This window comes from Paenibacillus sp. 1011MAR3C5 (assembly GCF_003591485.1).
Classification (GTDB): Bacteria; Bacillota; Bacilli; order Paenibacillales; family Paenibacillaceae; genus Pristimantibacillus.
Genome location: NZ_QZCF01000001.1, coordinates 1 through 16,120, shown reverse-complemented (window position 1 = coordinate 16,120; position 16,120 = coordinate 1). Strand labels below are relative to the sequence as shown.

Below are 16,120 nucleotides of genomic sequence, written 5' to 3'. Positions count from 1 at the left end.
CAACTATGACCATTATCGCCCCTTCTATACTATCAGCGGATTTTTCGCGGCTGGGCGAGGAAATTCAGGCAGTGGAAAAGGCCGGCGCGGACTGGATTCACGTTGACGTGATGGATGGCCACTTCGTACCTAACCTGACCTTCGGCCCGCCTGTTATCGGAGCAGTTCGTTCGGTAACAACATTACCCTTCGACGTTCATCTGATGATTGAGCGTCCGGAGCTGTCTCTGGCCGATTATATCGCAGCTGGTGCTGACCGTATTACGGTTCATGCGGAGGCATGCGTCCATCTTCATCGGACGATCCATGCGATTAAGGAGAAGGGCTTGCCTGCGGGAGTCGCGATCAACCCTGCTACGCCAGTTTCTGTGCTGGAGCCGATTATACATGATCTGGACCTGGTTCTTATTATGACGGTCAATCCAGGCTTCGGAGGGCAATCGTTTATACCTTATTCGCTGGTAAAGCTTCGTCAAGTTCGGGAAATGATTCAGGAACGCGGCTTGCAAGGCGTTCATCTGCAAGTAGACGGCGGCGTCAACCGCCAGACGGCTGGAGCGATTGTTGAAGCAGGCGCCGAGGTGCTGGTAGCGGGCAACGCCGTGTTCGGAGAAGTGGACCGTGCGGCTGCCATAGCAGCGCTGAGGCAAGGGGGACAGGCATGAACGAGACCGTAAAGACCAGTCTTGTCGTTATGTTTTATTCGCTGCTGACAGGCATCTGTATGGCTCTGTTCACGCAGATTGAAGGCTTTGTGAAATTTTTGTTTTCACTGCTTGCTCTTTATATCGGCATTCGATATTTTCGCCGGTTCGAGACAGTTGGCATGCGCGTACTCTATATCGTGCTGGCGCTGGTCTTTACCTTTATTACGATTCTCAGCTTTGTCGTTTATACGTTCCAGCAGCAGAACCCCGAGCTTTTTCAATAGGACTTCATAATCCCCGCCCTTAGAGCGCTTGCAATGGAATAGGACAATGATCCTTCGCATAGGATGGTTACATGAGCGCAGGATGTGTCACGGAACCATTTCATGAGCGTGTCTGAGGAGGGATGAAGGCATGAAATTTTATACGATCAAGCTGCCGAAGTTTCTGGGCGGGTTTGTTAAAGCGATTTTGAACACGTTCCAAAAAAATTGATCCCGACGCCGACGCCCACGGAATAGGCCAGGGTGGCAGGAAAAAAATAAAAGCACCTGAGATTCAGGTGCTTTTGTCTATGGCGCTAGCCATTCTTATACGCGAGTTACTTTACCGGATTTCAGAGCGCGAGCGCTCACGTATACGCGCTTCGGCTTGCCATCAACGAGGATGCGAACCTTTTGCACGTTAACGCCCCAAGAACGACGTGTTTTGTTGTTAGCGTGGGATACGTTATTGCCTTGACGCGGCGATTTGCCAGTCAGATAACATTTGCGGGACATGACTACACCTCCTTCAAAATTTGTGAAGCAAACTTCGCTGCATTAGCGTTAGTTTTAGAAATTGGATTCCAACGTTCGTTTCAGATACACCTGTATCATTGAACACACTCGAATATCGTATCATAAACATAGCGCCTATTCAACCCAATTCTATGGATTGTTCGTCATTTTTCATGTACAGACTTCAATAACGGACATGTTTATAGTACAATGGTACATAGTCCATAATATACAGCAAGGGAGTGTATTGCCATGACATTGCAACTGAATACGGAATTAGGCGCTATTCATGTAACAGACCATTGCATCGCCGTTCTGGCTGGCTCCGCAGCCATGGATTGTTATGGACTTGTCGGCATGGCTTCTCGCAAAGGCTTGAAAGACGGCATTGCAGAGCTGCTAGGCAGGGAGAACATGTCCCGCGGCGTAGAGGTTCGGCGCGAGCATGACAAGCTGCATATTGACCTCCACATCATTGTAAGCTACGGAACGAAGATTTCCGAAGTGGCGCATAACATTCAATCCAAAGTAACCTATGTGCTCAATAGCGTGATTGGCTTGCAGGTGGATGAAGTCCATATATTTGTACAAGACGTAAGGGTATCCAGGTAGCAGGAAGGGGAATTTTCATTGGGTAAGCGCTCGATTAACGGATCGGATTTTGCCGCTATGGCGTTGCTGGGGGCAGAGCTGTTGCAGCACAACGCGGAACGCGTAAATGCACTTAACGTGTTCCCGGTGCCGGACGGCGATACTGGCACGAACATGAATTTGACGATGAGCTCCGGCATCAGAGAGCTTCGCAGCAAGCCGTCCGAGCATGTGGGCAAAGCAGCGGAAGCATTGTCCAAAGGCCTGCTTATGGGCGCGCGAGGCAACTCAGGCGTTATTTTGTCGCAGTTGTTCCGCGGTTTTTCGAAATCGCTTTCGACGCTCGGCGAAGCGTCGGCAGTGGAGGTAGCTGCAGCGTTCCAGCATGGCGTCGATATGGCGTACAAGGCTGTAGTCAAGCCTGTTGAAGGGACGATTCTGACCGTTGCAAGAGAAGCGGCCAAGCATGCCGTTCAATATGCTAGACGGGCAACAGATGTGACCGATCTGATGGTTGAAGTCCATCGGAAGGCGCATGAAGCGCTGCAACGCACGCCGGACCAACTGCCGGTGCTGAAGCAGGTTGGCGTTGTCGATTCCGGGGGACAAGGGCTCGTATACATCTATGAAGGCTTCGTACGCAGTCTGACCGAGAGCGAATCCGGCGGCTACCAGGAGCTGTTCCAATTGCCGTCCGAGGCAGCCTTGCCAGAAGAGGTGGCTGTACCGTCCGCAGCGAAAGCGGAGCGCAGAGGCGAGCCTAGCTCAGCACAAGCCCTGTTGTCTACGGAAGATATCGAGTTCTTATATGACATGGAATTTTTTATTAATCGTACACGCTCTGGATCCACTGCGATGTTTTTTGATGAATCCGCTTACAAAAAGATATTGGAGAGAGACGGAGACTCCATTCTCGTCATTACCGATGACGACATTATCAAGGTGCATGTCCACTCCCGCAAGCCGGGCGATGTGCTTAATGCGTCTTTGCCGTACGGCGAGCTGACGGATATCCACATCCTGAATATGCGCGAGCAGCATCGCGATATCGTGGAGCATGACACCGGCGCTTCGGTCGCCGATCTGTCCTCCGCCGAGCTGCTGGCAGGACAAGCGCTGACAGGAGTGTCGCCGGGCCAAGTATTCGAGCAGGCGCCGTATGGCATCATTGCTGTAGCGATGGGCGACGGCATCGCCGATCTGTTCCTCGGCAGCGATGTGGATACAGTGCTGTCGGGCGGACAGACGATGAACCCAAGCACAGAGGACTTCCTGATGGCAATCGACGCCTTGTCGGCTGAGCATATCTTCCTGCTTCCGAACAACGGCAACATCATTCTGGCGGCTGAGCAAGCGGCAGAGCTGAGCGATCGCAATATTACGGTCATTCCTACACGCACGATTCCGCAAGGCCTTGCAGCTGTGCTGGCGTTCAAGGAGGATGAGACGCCGGAGCGCAACGGCGCATGGATGAAGAGTGCGGCGGAAGGCGTAATCTCGGGACAAGTAACGAAGGCGGTACGTGATACCTCCATCGATGGCGTTACGATTCGCGAAGGCGATTATATCGGTATCAAGGAGAAAGCGATTGTCGTCTCCCATGCGGATTTGCTGGCTTCTTGCCAAGGCTTGCTGGGCAGCATGCTGGCAGACGGCGGGGATCTGCTGACGGTATTGACAGGAGACGAGTCGACAGACGAGCTGACTTCCGCTATATGCGAGTGGGCAGAGGAGCAATACCCGGATCTTGAAATTGAGGTTCAACACGGCGGACAGCCGCTTTATCCTTATTTGTTCGCTGTAGAATAAGTGACCTATCATCGATGTTTGGGAGGGGATTAGATGGGCAAAGTACGCATTGTGGCAGACAGCACGTCGGATATACCGGCAGAGATTCGTGAACGTCTCGGTATTTCCATGGTTCCGCTGAAGGTGCTGTTTGGGGAAGAAACGTATACGGACTCAATCACCATCCAGGCCGACGAGTTCTATGAGAAGCTGAAGGCTTCGCCGATTCTGCCGACGACTTCTCAGCCTTCACCGGCCGAATTCTCGGAGCTGTATGAGCGGTTGCTCGACGAGGACCCGGATTCGCCGATCATCTCGATTCATCTGGCTTCGATCCTAAGCGGCACTTATCAATCCGCGTTTATTGCGGAATCAATGCTGGAACGGAAGGCCGATGTGACGGTCGTCGATTCCAAATCCGCATCGTACGGTATCGGTCTTCAGGTGGTAAGAGCGGCCGAGATGGCGCAAGCCGGAGAGAGCAAGGAACGGATATTGGAAGAGATCGAGCGAATTCAGAAGGATCTTCAAATTTATTTCCTCGTAGACAGTCTTGAATTCCTGCATAAGGGCGGCCGTATCGGCAGAGCTTCGGCGCTGATCGGCTCAATCCTGAATATTAAGCCGATTCTCTCGCTCGACGAGAACGGTGGCGTCTACTCTGTGGATAAGGTGCGCGGCAGCAAGAAAGCGATGGCGCGTATTGCGGAGATGCTGAAGGAGAAGTTCGGCGATGAGCCGGTCGGTCTCATTCTGGCGAAGACGGATAATAAGGAAATAGCGGATGAGCTGGGCAATCGGGTGAAAGAAGCGATCAATGTGAAGCAGGTCGGCTATACGACAGTCGGCTCGGTCATTGGCGTACATACGGGTCCGGGTACATCTGCCGTATTCGTCTACAGGGTGTGAATGAGGCATGGTGAAGCTGGATCAAATTTCAGTTCGACAACTCAAAGGCGTGAGCGCTCTGAAAGAAGGGGAGCTTCACGCCTTTGGCGTTCGCACAATAGCCGACCTGCTGGGGTACTTCCCATTTCGATATGAGGATTACCGTGTTCGTGAATTAACAGAGGTAAAAAACGGGGAGAAAGCAACCGTGCTGGGCATTATTCGCGGCAACGGCATCTTGCAGCGCTACGGCAGAAGCAAGTCCCGCCTCACTTGCAAGATTGAGATAGCCGGAATGCTTGTTACCGCAGTATGGTTTAATCGCCACTTCTTGAAGGAGCAGCTGACGCCGGGCCGTGAAATTATGCTGACCGGCAAGTGGGAGCAGCACCGGCTGCAGATCACGGTATCGGATTCTGAATTCCCCGACAGTGCCAAAAGCTCGAAGTCGGGCTCGCTTCAGCCCGTCTACTCCATTGGGGGTAACATTACACAGCCGTGGATTCGGAAGATGATTGCGGCGGCACTGGAGCAGTATGGGCCGATGGTGGAGGAAGTGCTCCCGTATGAGCTGGTAGAGGAGCACGGGCTGATGACTCGCGCGGAAGCGTTCAAACTGCTGCATATGCCCGGCGACTTCCGGAAGGGACAGGAAGCCCGCAGACGGATGGTCTATGAGGAGCTTTTTCTCTTTCAGCTGAAATTGCAGGCTTATCGCTCGCTGAATCGAGTCCGAAATGACGGCATTGCCTTCCGTATTGAGAGCGAGACCATACGCTCCTTCGCCGCGACGCTGCCGTTCGAGCTGACGGACGCGCAGAAGAAGGTCGTCAACGAAATCTTGACGGATATGCGCCGAGGTTATAGCATGAACCGTCTGCTGCAAGGGGATGTCGGCTCAGGCAAAACGGTCGTGGCGGCGATTGCGCTATATGGCGCGGTAAAGGCAGGGCATCAAGGTGCGCTAATGGTACCGACGGAGATCTTGGCAGAGCAGCATGCGAAGTCGCTCCAGCGTCTGTATGACGGCCTCGGCTTGCAGATAGGCTTGTTAACGGGCAGCTTGACGGAGCGGAAGCGCAGAGACCTGCTGGCAAGCTTGCAGATGGGACTTATCGATGTCGTAGTAGGCACGCATGCGCTCATACAGGAAGGTGTGTTTTTCCGAAGCCTTGGACTTGTCGTGACGGACGAGCAGCACCGTTTTGGCGTGAATCAGCGCAGTATTCTGAGGCAGAAGGGGATGAATCCCGATGTGTTGACGATGACGGCGACGCCGATTCCGCGGACACTCGCCATTACGGCTTACGGCGATATGGATGTCTCGACGCTGAAGGAGATGCCGCGCGGACGCAAGCCGATCAAGACGTATTGGGTGAAGCATGGCTCCATGGACCGGGTGCTCGGGTTTATTCGCAAGGAGGTTGCTGCGGGGCGGCAGGTGTATGTGATCTGTCCGCTTATTGAAGAATCGGAAAAGCTGGATGTGCAAAATGCGATTGATCAGTATGTCCAGCTCCAGCAAGCCTTCCCCGACCTGAAGATCGGTCTGCTGCATGGCCGTCTGACGGCTGCGGAGAAGGATGCGGTCATGTCGGAATTCGGCGCCAACGAGTCGCAGGTGCTTGTCGCGACGACAGTCGTAGAGGTAGGCGTCGACGTGCCGAACGCGACGCTGATGGTTATTATGGATGCAGAGCGATTCGGACTATCTCAGCTTCATCAGCTGCGCGGACGGGTCGGCCGTGGCGAGCGCCAGTCGTATTGCGTGCTTGTCGCCGATCCGAAGTCGGAGAACGGGCGCGAGCGGATGAAGGTCTTGACAGAGACGACCGACGGCTTCGAGGTCGCAAGGCGCGACCTGGAGCTGCGCGGTCCCGGCGACTTCTTCGGTACGAAGCAGAGCGGCCTGCCGGAATTCCGCGTCGCGGATATGGTGGCCGATTATGAGGTGCTGGAGATTGCGCGCGAGGATGCGGGCAGGCTGACGGAACGGGAAGACTTCTGGAGCAATGAGTCCTTCTCGCGACTATGGAGCATCCTCCGGCAGGACCAATTATTTCAGGGCGAGCAGCTGGACTAGGCAATTATTGCGCCCCTTCGGCATATAGTTAGTTCATGTGGAACTATGGAGAAGGAATGCGGAAGCGGAGGTGCGTCAGCCGGTGAGCTACCAGAATTACGGCATTAAGCCGCAGCTAGTCGAGCGTGTGAAGCTGAAGATGAAAAATCCTGTCGTGAAGGACCGAATCAGACAACTGCTTGGGCATGTCACCAAATACGACTTGCAAGACCGCGTCAAAGTACGCAAGCTGGTGAAATCAGCCGCTGTCATATTGCAAGAGAAACTATCGGATACGCAGGAGGATCAGATCATTAATTTTGTGCTTGCGCAGAAGATCGATCCCAATAATACGTTCCATTTGCTGAAGCTATGGGGCATGTTCCGCTGACCTTGAGGGGTCAGCTTTTTTTTATGATATGATTAGGGTGGCATACCTACTTTTGAGTTGGATAAGGAGTTGTGGTTATGGATCTCGGATTAAAGGATAAAGTGGCGATAATAACGGGCGGCAGCAAAGGCATCGGGCTGGAGACGGCGCTGACGCTGGCAGCGGAAGGCGCGAAGGTTGCTATCGTGGCGCGTAATCTGGAGTCGCTGCAAGCTGCGGCTGAGCGGATTAAAGAAGCGACAGGAGCCAAGACGCTGGTTATCTCGGCGGACATCTCCGTAGAGGCGGAAGCGCGGGCAGCTGTGGAGCGTACGGCTGAGCATTTTGGCGCTATCGACATTCTGGTCAATAACGCAGGCACGTCCGCAGCGAAGCCGTTCGAAGAAGTGGACTCGGAGAGCTGGGACACGGATCTAGATCTGAAGCTGCTTGGTCCGGTCAATAGTGCGAAAGCCGCCATACCCTATATGCGCCGCCAGGGAGGCGGGGCGATTCTGAATGTGACGGCGATCAAAGGAAAGGCGCCGTCCGCATCATCTTTGCCGACCTCTGTCAGCCGTGCAGCCGGACTAGCTCTGACGAAAGCGATGAGCAAGGATCTGGCAGCGGACAATATCCGCGTCAACGCCGTATGTATTGGACTGATCCGCAGCGATCAGATCGAGAAGAAGTGGAAGTCTTCGGCGCCGGATCTTACATGGGATGAGTTCGCGGCTGACCCTCGCCATGACATTCCGCTAGGTCGAATTGGGCAGACGCAGGAAGCCGCAAAAGTAATCACGTTCCTCGTCTCGGGAGCGGCGTCCTATGTGACGGGTACGGCTGTTAATATTGACGGCGGTGCGTCGGCGGTATTATAAAAGAGATGTTCGGAAAGATTGAGGGGCATAGGCCATCATGAAATGTTGGACCATTCAAACCGTGGAGGGTTGGAATCAAGCACAAGCTAATGGATTTCTGAAGGGGAATCCTGAATGTGTATGGCCGGATTGCATGCAAAGTTATGGATGGATGATGGGTCAAATGAAAAAGCGGATTCCGCGCTATGAAGGCGGATTTCCGGTATGGTTATGGACGAAGCGCCCTGATCTGCGATGCAATGGAAAATTGCCTAAGGGTGAAAGAGGCGTATTGCTGGAGGTCCAGCTTGATGAGGACGAAGTACTGATTTCTGATTTTCAGGCTTGGCATATCGTATGGGAGAGAATCTTCGATTATGTCGAGCTGCGTCGGTATGAATACTGGAGCGGCAAAGAGGATCTCCAGGCCGTTGCCGGAATGATCCGCATGGAGAAAATAAAGCTGCTGACAGCGTTTACCGCGAGATAACCCGCTTAGCTCTGAGCAGATAATAGGAGTTGCTTTCTTCTGATTATCGAGATTGATGGGTATTATGGCCAAACTTATCTGACAACCGATGGTGACGGTTCGTTAGCGGAACTATCGGGTCTGTACAATCGGTTCCGCAGCGATGCTGCTTCGGTTCATGAGCTGGCTAGACTGTTTTGCGAAGTCTGCAATATGACCGGAATGGAAGACACTGCAGAGCTAAAGCCGGACATCGTCTTGGATATGGATACGGATCGGATCTATAAGCCAAGTTATACTTAATCGCGCTGCCAAACGACCGTTCTTCGATAGCGAGATCGAAGAACGGCTTTTTGGCGTGTGACAAATAACCGCGTTTTACTTTCCTCCATCCAATAAGGATAAGGTCATATCTATGCTTTGCTTAATGAACGCATCATCCGGCTTTGACTTGACCATGACCGTCAGACCGATCATGGATACAACCAGAGATTGCGCCAGTGCCTCGGCATGAAGCTCGCCTGATAGCTCCCCCCTTTGCTGCCCGTATTCGATGGCTTCCTTGAATATGGCGGCCAAATACATTTGATGCTCGCGCGTTAGAACGGCAAATTTGGAATCATGCGGAGCAAGCTCGACCATCGTATTGATGCAAAAGCAGCCCCGATGAATATCGGACTTCCTATTCTCCTCTATTCCAATTTGCTCGAATAACTCCCGGAATGCGGTCTTAACGGAAGTACCGCCATGAAGCCGCGACCTCACCCGGGAGGCATGCCACGTGTTGTACCGGCGCAACGCCGCTTCGAACAGCTCCTGCTTATCCCCAAAAGCACCATATAGGCTAGGCCTCTGAATCCCCATCCCGCTAGTCAAATCACGGAGCGAGGACGCTTCAAATCCCTTTTCCCAGAAAATATGCATCGCTGCATCGAGCGCCTTCTCTGTATCAAATTCACGTTGTCTCACCATTAGAATCACCTTTTTGTATCAATCAGTATGATTATAGCGTAAATCCAGACGACCAAACTGTCAAGTTTGTATGAACGATAGATCGTGTGATCACGGGTGTGAGACCAATAGTATAGGGGTATAGGCAGTATGCTGGTTCAGTTTCATCTTCAAAGCTCACGTTATTCCTATTGACATAGCCTTAAATGATGACGTAATCTACATCATATAATGTACCGATTGGTACAAAAAGAAATGCCTACTCTCCTTTGAAAGGTGTTAGTCCGTATGAATGCTTCTCATCAAGTCCAGGGTGTCCCATCAACTCAGGGTGGATTGGCTCGTCCCGTTATTCTCTTATTGGCCGTATGCAGCGGACTTTCTGTCGCTAATGTTTATTATGCGCATCCGCTGCTTGATTCTATCGCGCATGATTTTCAGATTGCGCCAGCCTCGATCGGCATCGTGGTAACGGTCACCCAAATTTTTTATGCGGCAGGCTTATTATTATTGGTTCCAATGGGGGATCTGCTCAATCGACGCAAGCTCATTGCGATCCAGATGCTATTATCTGTTGTAGCTTTATTGACGGTAGCCGTATCGTCATCCGTTCCCGTTCTGTTCACGGGAATCGCAATCGTCGGTTTGCTGGCTGTAGTCGCTCAGACGATGGTGGCCGCCGCTGCCGCATTCAGCGCTCCATCGGATCGGGGGCGTACCGTCGGGCTAGTCACTAGCGGTATTGTTATCGGTATCTTGCTGGCGCGAACGGTTGCAGGTACGTTGAACGACTGGCTGGGGTGGCGCTCCGTCTATCTGTTTTCGGCTAGTCTTACCTTGCTGGGCAGTATAGCGCTGTATCTGCTATTGCCAAAACAAGAATCAAAACGTACTGGGATCGGTTATGTCCGCATTGTTCTATCCGTATTTCAACTGTACCGCGATCTGCCGATTCTGCGAATTCGCGCTCTATTGGCTATGCTCATTTTTGCGGCCTTCAGTATATTGTGGACGGCTATGGTGCTGCCATTGAGCAGCGCGCCATTGTCTCTGTCTCATACCGCGATTGGCGCTTTTGGGCTGGCCGGTGCAGCGGGGGCGCTCGCAGCCTCCTTCTCTGGCAGATTGGCAGACCTCGGGTATGCCCGACGGGTCAGCGGCATCTCGTTGGCGATCCTGTTAATCGCTTGGGTGCCAATCGGGCTCCTATACCGCTCTATCGGTTTTCTTGTAATAGGGGTCATCCTGCTTGATCTGGCGGTACAAGCGGTACATGTGACGAATCAAAGCTTAATCTACAGGGCTCGTCCCGAGGCGCAAAGCCGATTAACTGCGGCCTATATGATCTTCTATTCCATTGGCAGCGCAGCAGGCTCGATCGCTTCAACCGGGGTATACGCCTGGGCAGGGTGGAGGGGAGTCTGCTGGTTAGGTGCAGCGGTTAGCGGACTTGCTCTGCTGCTATGGGCTTATGATTCCTTTTTGAAAATGAAAGAAACAGATAATGTCTGTGGATAACTTCGCAGGATGAAATTCATCATGCATTCCGTCTCTTTGGTGGCCGGCCAGGTTTAGGGTTTGTAAGTCACTTGTATGATGATTAGCTTATTTCCCGCACAGGGTTTTTATTGACTGCCGGGGTATGCTAAACTAGATACATACACATCTATCTTTCGACACTCAAGATGTTGGGATTCGGCAGAAGGGAGCAGCGTTCGATGCAAATATCCGATTTTTTATTTCCCAAAAACAAAGTGGCCTATATTCATTCTTCCGACCACCTGCAGACGGCCCTTGAAATATTAGAAAAGACGCAGTATACAGCTATTCCTGTGATCGATAGGGATGGGAAGTACGTGTTCACGCTTTCCGAAGGCGACTTGTTGTGGAAAATGAAGTATACGGAAGGTCTCGGATTTCATAATCTCGACAGCATTAAGGTTCATGAGATCAAATGCCGGACGCACAATGAATGTGTGTCGATTGAAGCAGATTTCGAGGACATGCTGGAGCTGGCTGCTGATCAGAACTTTGTTCCTGTGATCGACGAGCAACAGGTTTTTATCGGGATTATTCGCCGGAAAGACATTATTGAATATTATACGAGTACCATTACCGATTGATCAGTATAACAAAGCAGAAGCAGCCCGCATCCTGAAGGATACGAGCTGCATTTTTTTGTTCCAATGATCAAGTCGATTGAGCAATCGGCCTAAAGAGGGCAGATCATTGCCAAGTGCCGCGACTGAAACAAGGCTTGATGCTCTGCCAAATGGTTTGATCACACGTAGCGATCTAGTTTAATAAAATCGTTGTTGACCTTGTATCAAGGTACAGCGTTTATCATAACGAATTCTCGAAGCCGCCGCGCAGCAAGAACGGTTACCGGATGTTTACACATGCAGCAGTGGAGGACATCCAATTTATTGAAAGAGCGCAGGAAATTGGGTTCACGCTTGAAGAGATTAAACAAGTGTTATCCCTTTATAAGAATGACGATTTTATCTCGACAGAGGACATGTATCGCTTTGCATTGTCGAAAATTCAAGAAATTGAAGATCGAATCATTCAATTGCAGCAATTCAAAGCTTTATTGGAATCCGTCACTGATTTTCCTTTGCCAAAGCTGCCTCATTTCAAAGAGCAGTGTCCGGTTATTCAAAAGTGCTTGGGGAAGGATGAATGGGATGGGGGTAAAAATTGAAATATTTGCTAATGACAGTGCCAGTGGCAGGGATTAGACGTCAGCTGGAGGATATATGGGAGTTTATGGAGCAGCTATTATTTGATAATCAAGATCCGCATGAGAGAGTCAAGACTTTAAGCAGCTTGGCAGGGGAGTTACATGATGTTGAAAGTAGCATGAAATAGAGCAAGCCGGGGCGATGATTGGTCATGCGCTCCGGCTTGTATTTATTACCATAGCTCCAGCTGTCTGCCAGGCTCCTGCTGTTCGATCAGCGATGGTTCGTCGTTGCGTACGTTGCCCACAGCGGGGCTGACGGGGTAAGCTTCAAGCTGGTCTGAAGGATAGGGCTTCAGGAGCGAGGAGAGCAGATTGATGTTCTGCTGCTCGCGATCCAGCCAGATTGCTTCCTGCTCAGGAGACAGAATGACGGGCATCCGGTCGTGAATAGGCGCAACAATTTCATTCGGCGTGGTGGTCAGAATGGTACAGGTGCTGATCCGCTCGCCCTCTGGCGATGTCCATGTCTCGTACAAGCCGGCTAGGCTGAATAGGGATCCGGTTTTGAGCCTGATGCGCATGGGCTGCTTGCCGCGTATTGTCGTTTGCCATTCGTAGAAGCTGTCTGCGGGGAGGAGGCATCTTTTTTTCTGAAAAGCGCTCTTGAACGCCGGCTTCGTAGCGGCTGTCTCGGCACGCGCATTGATCATCGTGTAGCCCACTTTCGGATCGTCCGCCCAAGACGGGACGAACCCCCACTTCAGCTCGCCCAGCCGGTTGCGGCTGCCGTCGCTAATGACCGCCAGCACGTGCTGGCCAGGGGCGACATTGTATTGCGGCCGATGGAATGGGACGTTCGTCTCCTCGATCATGTATCTTACCATTAATTCCTCCAGCGTAATGGTTACCGTGTAGCGACCGCACATGCCTGTCTCCTCCTTAAATCGGAACTTGTCCCCTATATTATAACTTTCTCATTCCGGGCTTGCGAGAAGCAAGCCGTCGCTCTCGCGCATACGGTACGGTATATGTATTCCGCTCGGTATGACGAGCCATTCATTCGCGGATAATGGTAAGAGCGGTTTTTTTGGAAGGAGGACAGTGGATGGAGGAGGAGAAGAAGCGCGGAAGCGAGGACCGGGATGAGCGGGCGGGTCTCGGCGGCTGGCTCGGGCATCTGCTGGCGTTGCCCGGCGAAGCGCTGGCATATGCGACGGGGAAGTGGAAGGCGATGAGCGCATCCAGCGACATGCTGGAAGCGGCGGTGCCGCTGACGCTATCGCCCGCTGCCGTCGCCCGGCTGAAGGAAGCATGGACGAAGCAGCTTGCATCGGGGCTTGCCAGTGGGGAGAAAGGGCATGGCGCTGCTGATGGCACTTCTTGGACGGCCGATGAGCAGATGCTCATTGAGCGGATTCGGATGGAGACGGCAGAGGCGAACCGCAACAACGTAACGAGGACGGAGGCCTACCGCAATATGTACTTCCGTACCCCGGAGCTGCACTGGGCGCTGCTGGCCCATCTCGTATCCCGCAACGGCGGATGGAATATGACCGACCTTCAAGGGGAATGGCTGCCTCGACTGCTTACGGAAGAGCAGCGGCGCGACGTCTTTCTCTTTCTGGAGCGCGCGAACGCGCTCATCTTCCAGGATGCATATCCGCAGCTCCTTCTGTATCAGTGGAGCCGGGTCTTGGGACGCAGCCTGTTCCATCTGCTGCCAGCCTTCGGCGTATCGAAATTTATGCTTCCGGTGTGGAAGCTGTTCTGGCGCGAAAAGGATTCTGCTTTGCTGACAACAGCTCTTATTGTGAATGAACAGCATTATATCGAGAGCCGCGTCGTACGGAACGACTATTATGAGAAGCGAGTGCTTCATACGTTGTTCTTCGGCCTTCAGTCGCTGCTGCAGCTGAACGGCGTACTCTTCCCTTACGGGAGTGGCGGCGGGAAGGAGGCTTGCGATGGAGGGGATGGCGACGGACTCCAGCTTGCGGGACTCATTCTGGAGGACTTCCGCGATATTCATGAGCGGATTGAATTCGGGAAGCGCCTCTATGCGATGCTCTTCGGCGTTCCCCGCGTCTTCGACGGGGCGCGATGCTTTGCGGCTGCAGTGAAGCATTCCGGCTCGCGCAGCGACTATGCCGCCTCGTTGTATGAGGATGTGCGGCATGAGCCGCCTCGCCGCGTCTATGAGGAGAAGCTGCTGGGCGGGCGGCTGAAGAAAGGCGCTTCGCGCATCTATAGTCCTTCGCTGCAAGCGGCTTGGAAGGATCATCCCCTCGAGCCGGCGGAGCAGGGGGACTGGTTCCAAAGCATGGAGGAGGTCCTTCCTTACTTCCGCGAGCTTCCGCTGCCCCGCAACTTCGAGCTCACGAATGAATACGGGCTGATGCTGAGCAAGCTGGAGCTTGCTGTTCTGGCGGTTCAGCGGGGCGAGAAGCCCATATCCGATGACGGGAACGGCAAGGATGGGGCATTGCCGACGCCATGAACCATACGCAGCCGCGGTCCAGACGGAACGCGGCTGCGCTTATTAGCTTGCTTCACGCTGCCTCCACTCCAATGGTCAAGGATTTACGTTTCAGTTCCCGGTCACCTAAGTACGCCGCAGTGGTCATATTTCCGGTCTATAGCATTTCGTCACTGCTACCTTCTTATAAACCAGTAACGGCAAGTTCAAGAAGAATACCGACAATCCGGGAACTGAGGATTATCGGTATTTCCATCATTAAATTAGTTTACAACAAATTCAATTACAATTGGAGTCGCAGGATCGAGAGTATCACCATCTGGAATGGTGATTGCAGTAGTGGTGACAGTTGAAGTGTCAGCTGTTTGGATCTGTGCATTAATGAACAGATTGTAATATGCAGGGGCAGTTGGAAAGGCGGTTGCAGCAGTACCGGCGTCATTGGTGGTAGCTGTAGCAAGAATGTTATACGTTGCGCCAGTACCTGTTCCGGCTCCTACTGTGGTAGTAAATCTTCTTGCAGCCATAAATGGTTTAGTAATCGGCATAGTTTTCACCCCCCTTCTCCAGTACATTATTTTATGTCAATAATTGAGAATAGTTAGGGCGAATCTATTGATGGAATCGCATCATTTTTACGAGATTAAAGCAAAGAACTGCACGATTTCTAGAATAATCGGTGAGCCGGCATATATAATGCTGCCTTGCGGGTTAAAATTCAAAGCAATTGGATTTAGACTATATGTGTTGCCTTCTTGCAAAATCCCGTTGATAAAAAGATTATTATAACTATTCATTCCAAGGACCGGAAATAGATTTATTGGATTTCCCGAATCGTCTGTGAACAGATTAGCTGGGATAACTACAGGAGCAGACAAATCAATATCTGAACTAGGAATATAAAAATACCTATTTACCGTAGGTACGATGGTTACTTCGGGGAGGGGGCCCGTCGGTCCAGTTGGTCCAGTTGTACCGTCAGCACCTGTTGCGCCATCAGCTCCCGTGGCACCTGTTGCACCGTCAGCCCCTGTCGGGCCCGTTGGGCCGGTTGCACCGTCAGCCCCTGTCGGACCCGTTGGGCCGGTTGCACCGTCAGCCCCTGTCGGACCCGTTGGGCCTGTTGCACCGTCAGCCCCTGTCGGACCCGTTGGGCCGGTTGCACCATCAGCCCCTGTCGGACCCGTTGGGCCGGTTGCACCGTCAGCCCCTGTCGGTCCCGTTGGGCCGGTTGCACCGTCTGCTCCTGTTGGCCCCGTGGGACCTGTTGCACCGTCTGCGCCTGTTGGACCTGTTGGCCCCGTGGGACCTGTTGCACCGTCAGCCCCTGTCGGACCCGTTGGGCCGGTTGCACCGTCAGCCCCTGTCGGGCCCGTTGGGCCTGTTGCACCGTCTGCTCCTGTTGGCCCCGTGGGACCTGTTGCACCGTCTGCTCCTGTTAGACCTGTTGGCCCCGTGGGACCTGTTGCACCGTCAACACCTGTCGAGCCCGTTGGGCCTGTTGCACCCGTGGGACCTGTTGCACCGTCAGCCCCTGTCGGACCCGTTGGGCC

At 52.8% G+C, this 16,120-nt stretch carries 19 protein-coding genes; 14 read left to right on the top strand and 5 right to left on the bottom strand.

Features of this window, described 5'->3' with window-relative positions:
- Positions 1-5: 5 nt before the first annotated feature.
- The 3 genes from rpe to spoVM all read left to right on the top strand — a co-directional run bounded on the left by rpe (position 6) and on the right by spoVM (position 1,142).
- Entirely contained in the window at positions 6-665 is a 660-nt protein-coding gene (gene rpe / locus D3P07_RS00100; RefSeq protein WP_119798075.1) for a ribulose-phosphate 3-epimerase, read from the top strand.
- Complete coding sequence (locus D3P07_RS00095; RefSeq protein ID WP_119798074.1) at positions 662-931, top strand: hypothetical protein; 270 nt, start codon at positions 662-664, stop codon at positions 929-931. Before rpe ends, D3P07_RS00095 begins: the two co-directional genes overlap by 4 nt.
- Positions 932-1,061: 130 nt before the next feature.
- Complete coding sequence (gene spoVM, locus D3P07_RS00090) at positions 1,062-1,142, top strand: stage V sporulation protein SpoVM (protein ID WP_010345573.1); 81 nt, start codon at positions 1,062-1,064, stop codon at positions 1,140-1,142.
- Positions 1,143-1,237: 95 nt separating this feature from the next.
- On the opposite strand, the gene rpmB is transcribed toward spoVM, so the two are convergent.
- Entirely contained in the window at positions 1,238-1,426 is a 189-nt protein-coding gene (gene rpmB, locus D3P07_RS00085; RefSeq protein ID WP_068683988.1) for a 50S ribosomal protein L28, read from the bottom strand.
- A 252-nt stretch (positions 1,427-1,678) separates the two neighbouring features.
- Here rpmB and D3P07_RS00080 point away from each other — a divergent pair, with 252 nt between their 5' ends.
- The 7 genes from D3P07_RS00080 (at position 1,679) to D3P07_RS00050 (ending at position 8,475) form a co-directional block, all read left to right on the top strand.
- Complete coding sequence (locus D3P07_RS00080; RefSeq protein ID WP_116043323.1) at positions 1,679-2,038, top strand: Asp23/Gls24 family envelope stress response protein; 360 nt, start codon at positions 1,679-1,681, stop codon at positions 2,036-2,038.
- 57 nt (positions 2,039-2,095) lie between these two features.
- Entirely contained in the window at positions 2,096-3,826 is a 1,731-nt protein-coding gene (locus tag D3P07_RS00075; protein WP_119798912.1) for a DAK2 domain-containing protein, read from the top strand.
- Between the two features lie 33 nt (positions 3,827-3,859).
- Positions 3,860-4,714: a DegV family protein gene (locus D3P07_RS00070; RefSeq protein ID WP_119798073.1), complete on the top strand. Its 855-nt coding sequence runs from the start codon at positions 3,860-3,862 to the stop codon at positions 4,712-4,714.
- A gap of 7 nt (positions 4,715-4,721) precedes the next feature.
- Positions 4,722-6,776 carry an ATP-dependent DNA helicase RecG gene (recG, locus tag D3P07_RS00065; protein ID WP_119798072.1) on the top strand — a complete coding sequence of 685 codons (2,055 nt, stop codon included), beginning with the start codon at positions 4,722-4,724 and terminating at the stop codon, positions 6,774-6,776.
- Between the two features lie 82 nt (positions 6,777-6,858).
- On the top strand, positions 6,859-7,146 hold the full coding sequence (locus D3P07_RS00060) for a stage VI sporulation protein F (protein ID WP_119798071.1): 288 nt from the start codon (positions 6,859-6,861) through the stop codon (positions 7,144-7,146).
- Positions 7,147-7,223: 77 nt separating this feature from the next.
- Complete coding sequence (locus tag D3P07_RS00055; protein ID WP_119798070.1) at positions 7,224-8,006, top strand: SDR family NAD(P)-dependent oxidoreductase; 783 nt, start codon at positions 7,224-7,226, stop codon at positions 8,004-8,006.
- Between the two features lie 37 nt (positions 8,007-8,043).
- Positions 8,044-8,475: a DUF3841 domain-containing protein gene (locus tag D3P07_RS00050; protein WP_119798069.1), complete on the top strand. Its 432-nt coding sequence runs from the start codon at positions 8,044-8,046 to the stop codon at positions 8,473-8,475.
- A 357-nt stretch (positions 8,476-8,832) separates the two neighbouring features.
- On the opposite strand, the gene D3P07_RS00045 is transcribed toward D3P07_RS00050, so the two are convergent.
- On the bottom strand, positions 8,833-9,426 hold the full coding sequence (locus D3P07_RS00045) for a TetR/AcrR family transcriptional regulator (protein WP_119798068.1): 594 nt from the start codon (positions 9,424-9,426) through the stop codon (positions 8,833-8,835).
- 267 nt (positions 9,427-9,693) lie between these two features.
- On the opposite strand from D3P07_RS00045, the gene D3P07_RS00040 reads away from it, so the two are divergent.
- The 3 genes from D3P07_RS00040 to D3P07_RS00030 all read left to right on the top strand — a co-directional run bounded on the left by D3P07_RS00040 (position 9,694) and on the right by D3P07_RS00030 (position 12,109).
- A complete protein-coding gene (locus tag D3P07_RS00040) occupies positions 9,694-10,923 on the top strand; it encodes an MFS transporter (RefSeq protein WP_119798067.1) in 1,230 nt (409 codons plus the stop codon).
- Positions 10,924-11,123: 200 nt separating this feature from the next.
- Positions 11,124-11,528, top strand: coding sequence for a CBS domain-containing protein (locus D3P07_RS00035; RefSeq protein WP_119798066.1), 405 nt, complete (start codon positions 11,124-11,126; stop codon positions 11,526-11,528).
- 185 nt (positions 11,529-11,713) lie between these two features.
- Complete coding sequence (locus tag D3P07_RS00030) at positions 11,714-12,109, top strand: MerR family DNA-binding protein (RefSeq protein WP_259391343.1); 396 nt, start codon at positions 11,714-11,716, stop codon at positions 12,107-12,109.
- A 212-nt stretch (positions 12,110-12,321) separates the two neighbouring features.
- Here the strand turns inward: D3P07_RS00030 and D3P07_RS00025 are convergent, their stop codons facing one another.
- The gene (locus tag D3P07_RS00025; RefSeq protein WP_119798064.1) at positions 12,322-13,017 is read right to left on the bottom strand and encodes an SOS response-associated peptidase; all 696 of its coding nucleotides are present in this window, start codon (positions 13,015-13,017) and stop codon (positions 12,322-12,324) included.
- 179 nt (positions 13,018-13,196) lie between these two features.
- Between D3P07_RS00025 and D3P07_RS00020 the strand changes: the two genes are divergently transcribed.
- Entirely contained in the window at positions 13,197-14,588 is a 1,392-nt protein-coding gene (locus D3P07_RS00020; protein WP_119798063.1) for a DUF2515 domain-containing protein, read from the top strand.
- A gap of 242 nt (positions 14,589-14,830) precedes the next feature.
- Here the strand turns inward: D3P07_RS00020 and D3P07_RS00015 are convergent, their stop codons facing one another.
- Both D3P07_RS00015 and D3P07_RS00005 read right to left on the bottom strand, forming a co-directional pair.
- Entirely contained in the window at positions 14,831-15,115 is a 285-nt protein-coding gene (locus tag D3P07_RS00015; protein ID WP_119798062.1) for a DUF4183 domain-containing protein, read from the bottom strand.
- Between the two features lie 87 nt (positions 15,116-15,202).
- The coding region (locus tag D3P07_RS00005) for a DUF4183 domain-containing protein (RefSeq protein WP_147384454.1) at positions 15,203-16,120 on the bottom strand (918 nt) is incomplete at its 5' end.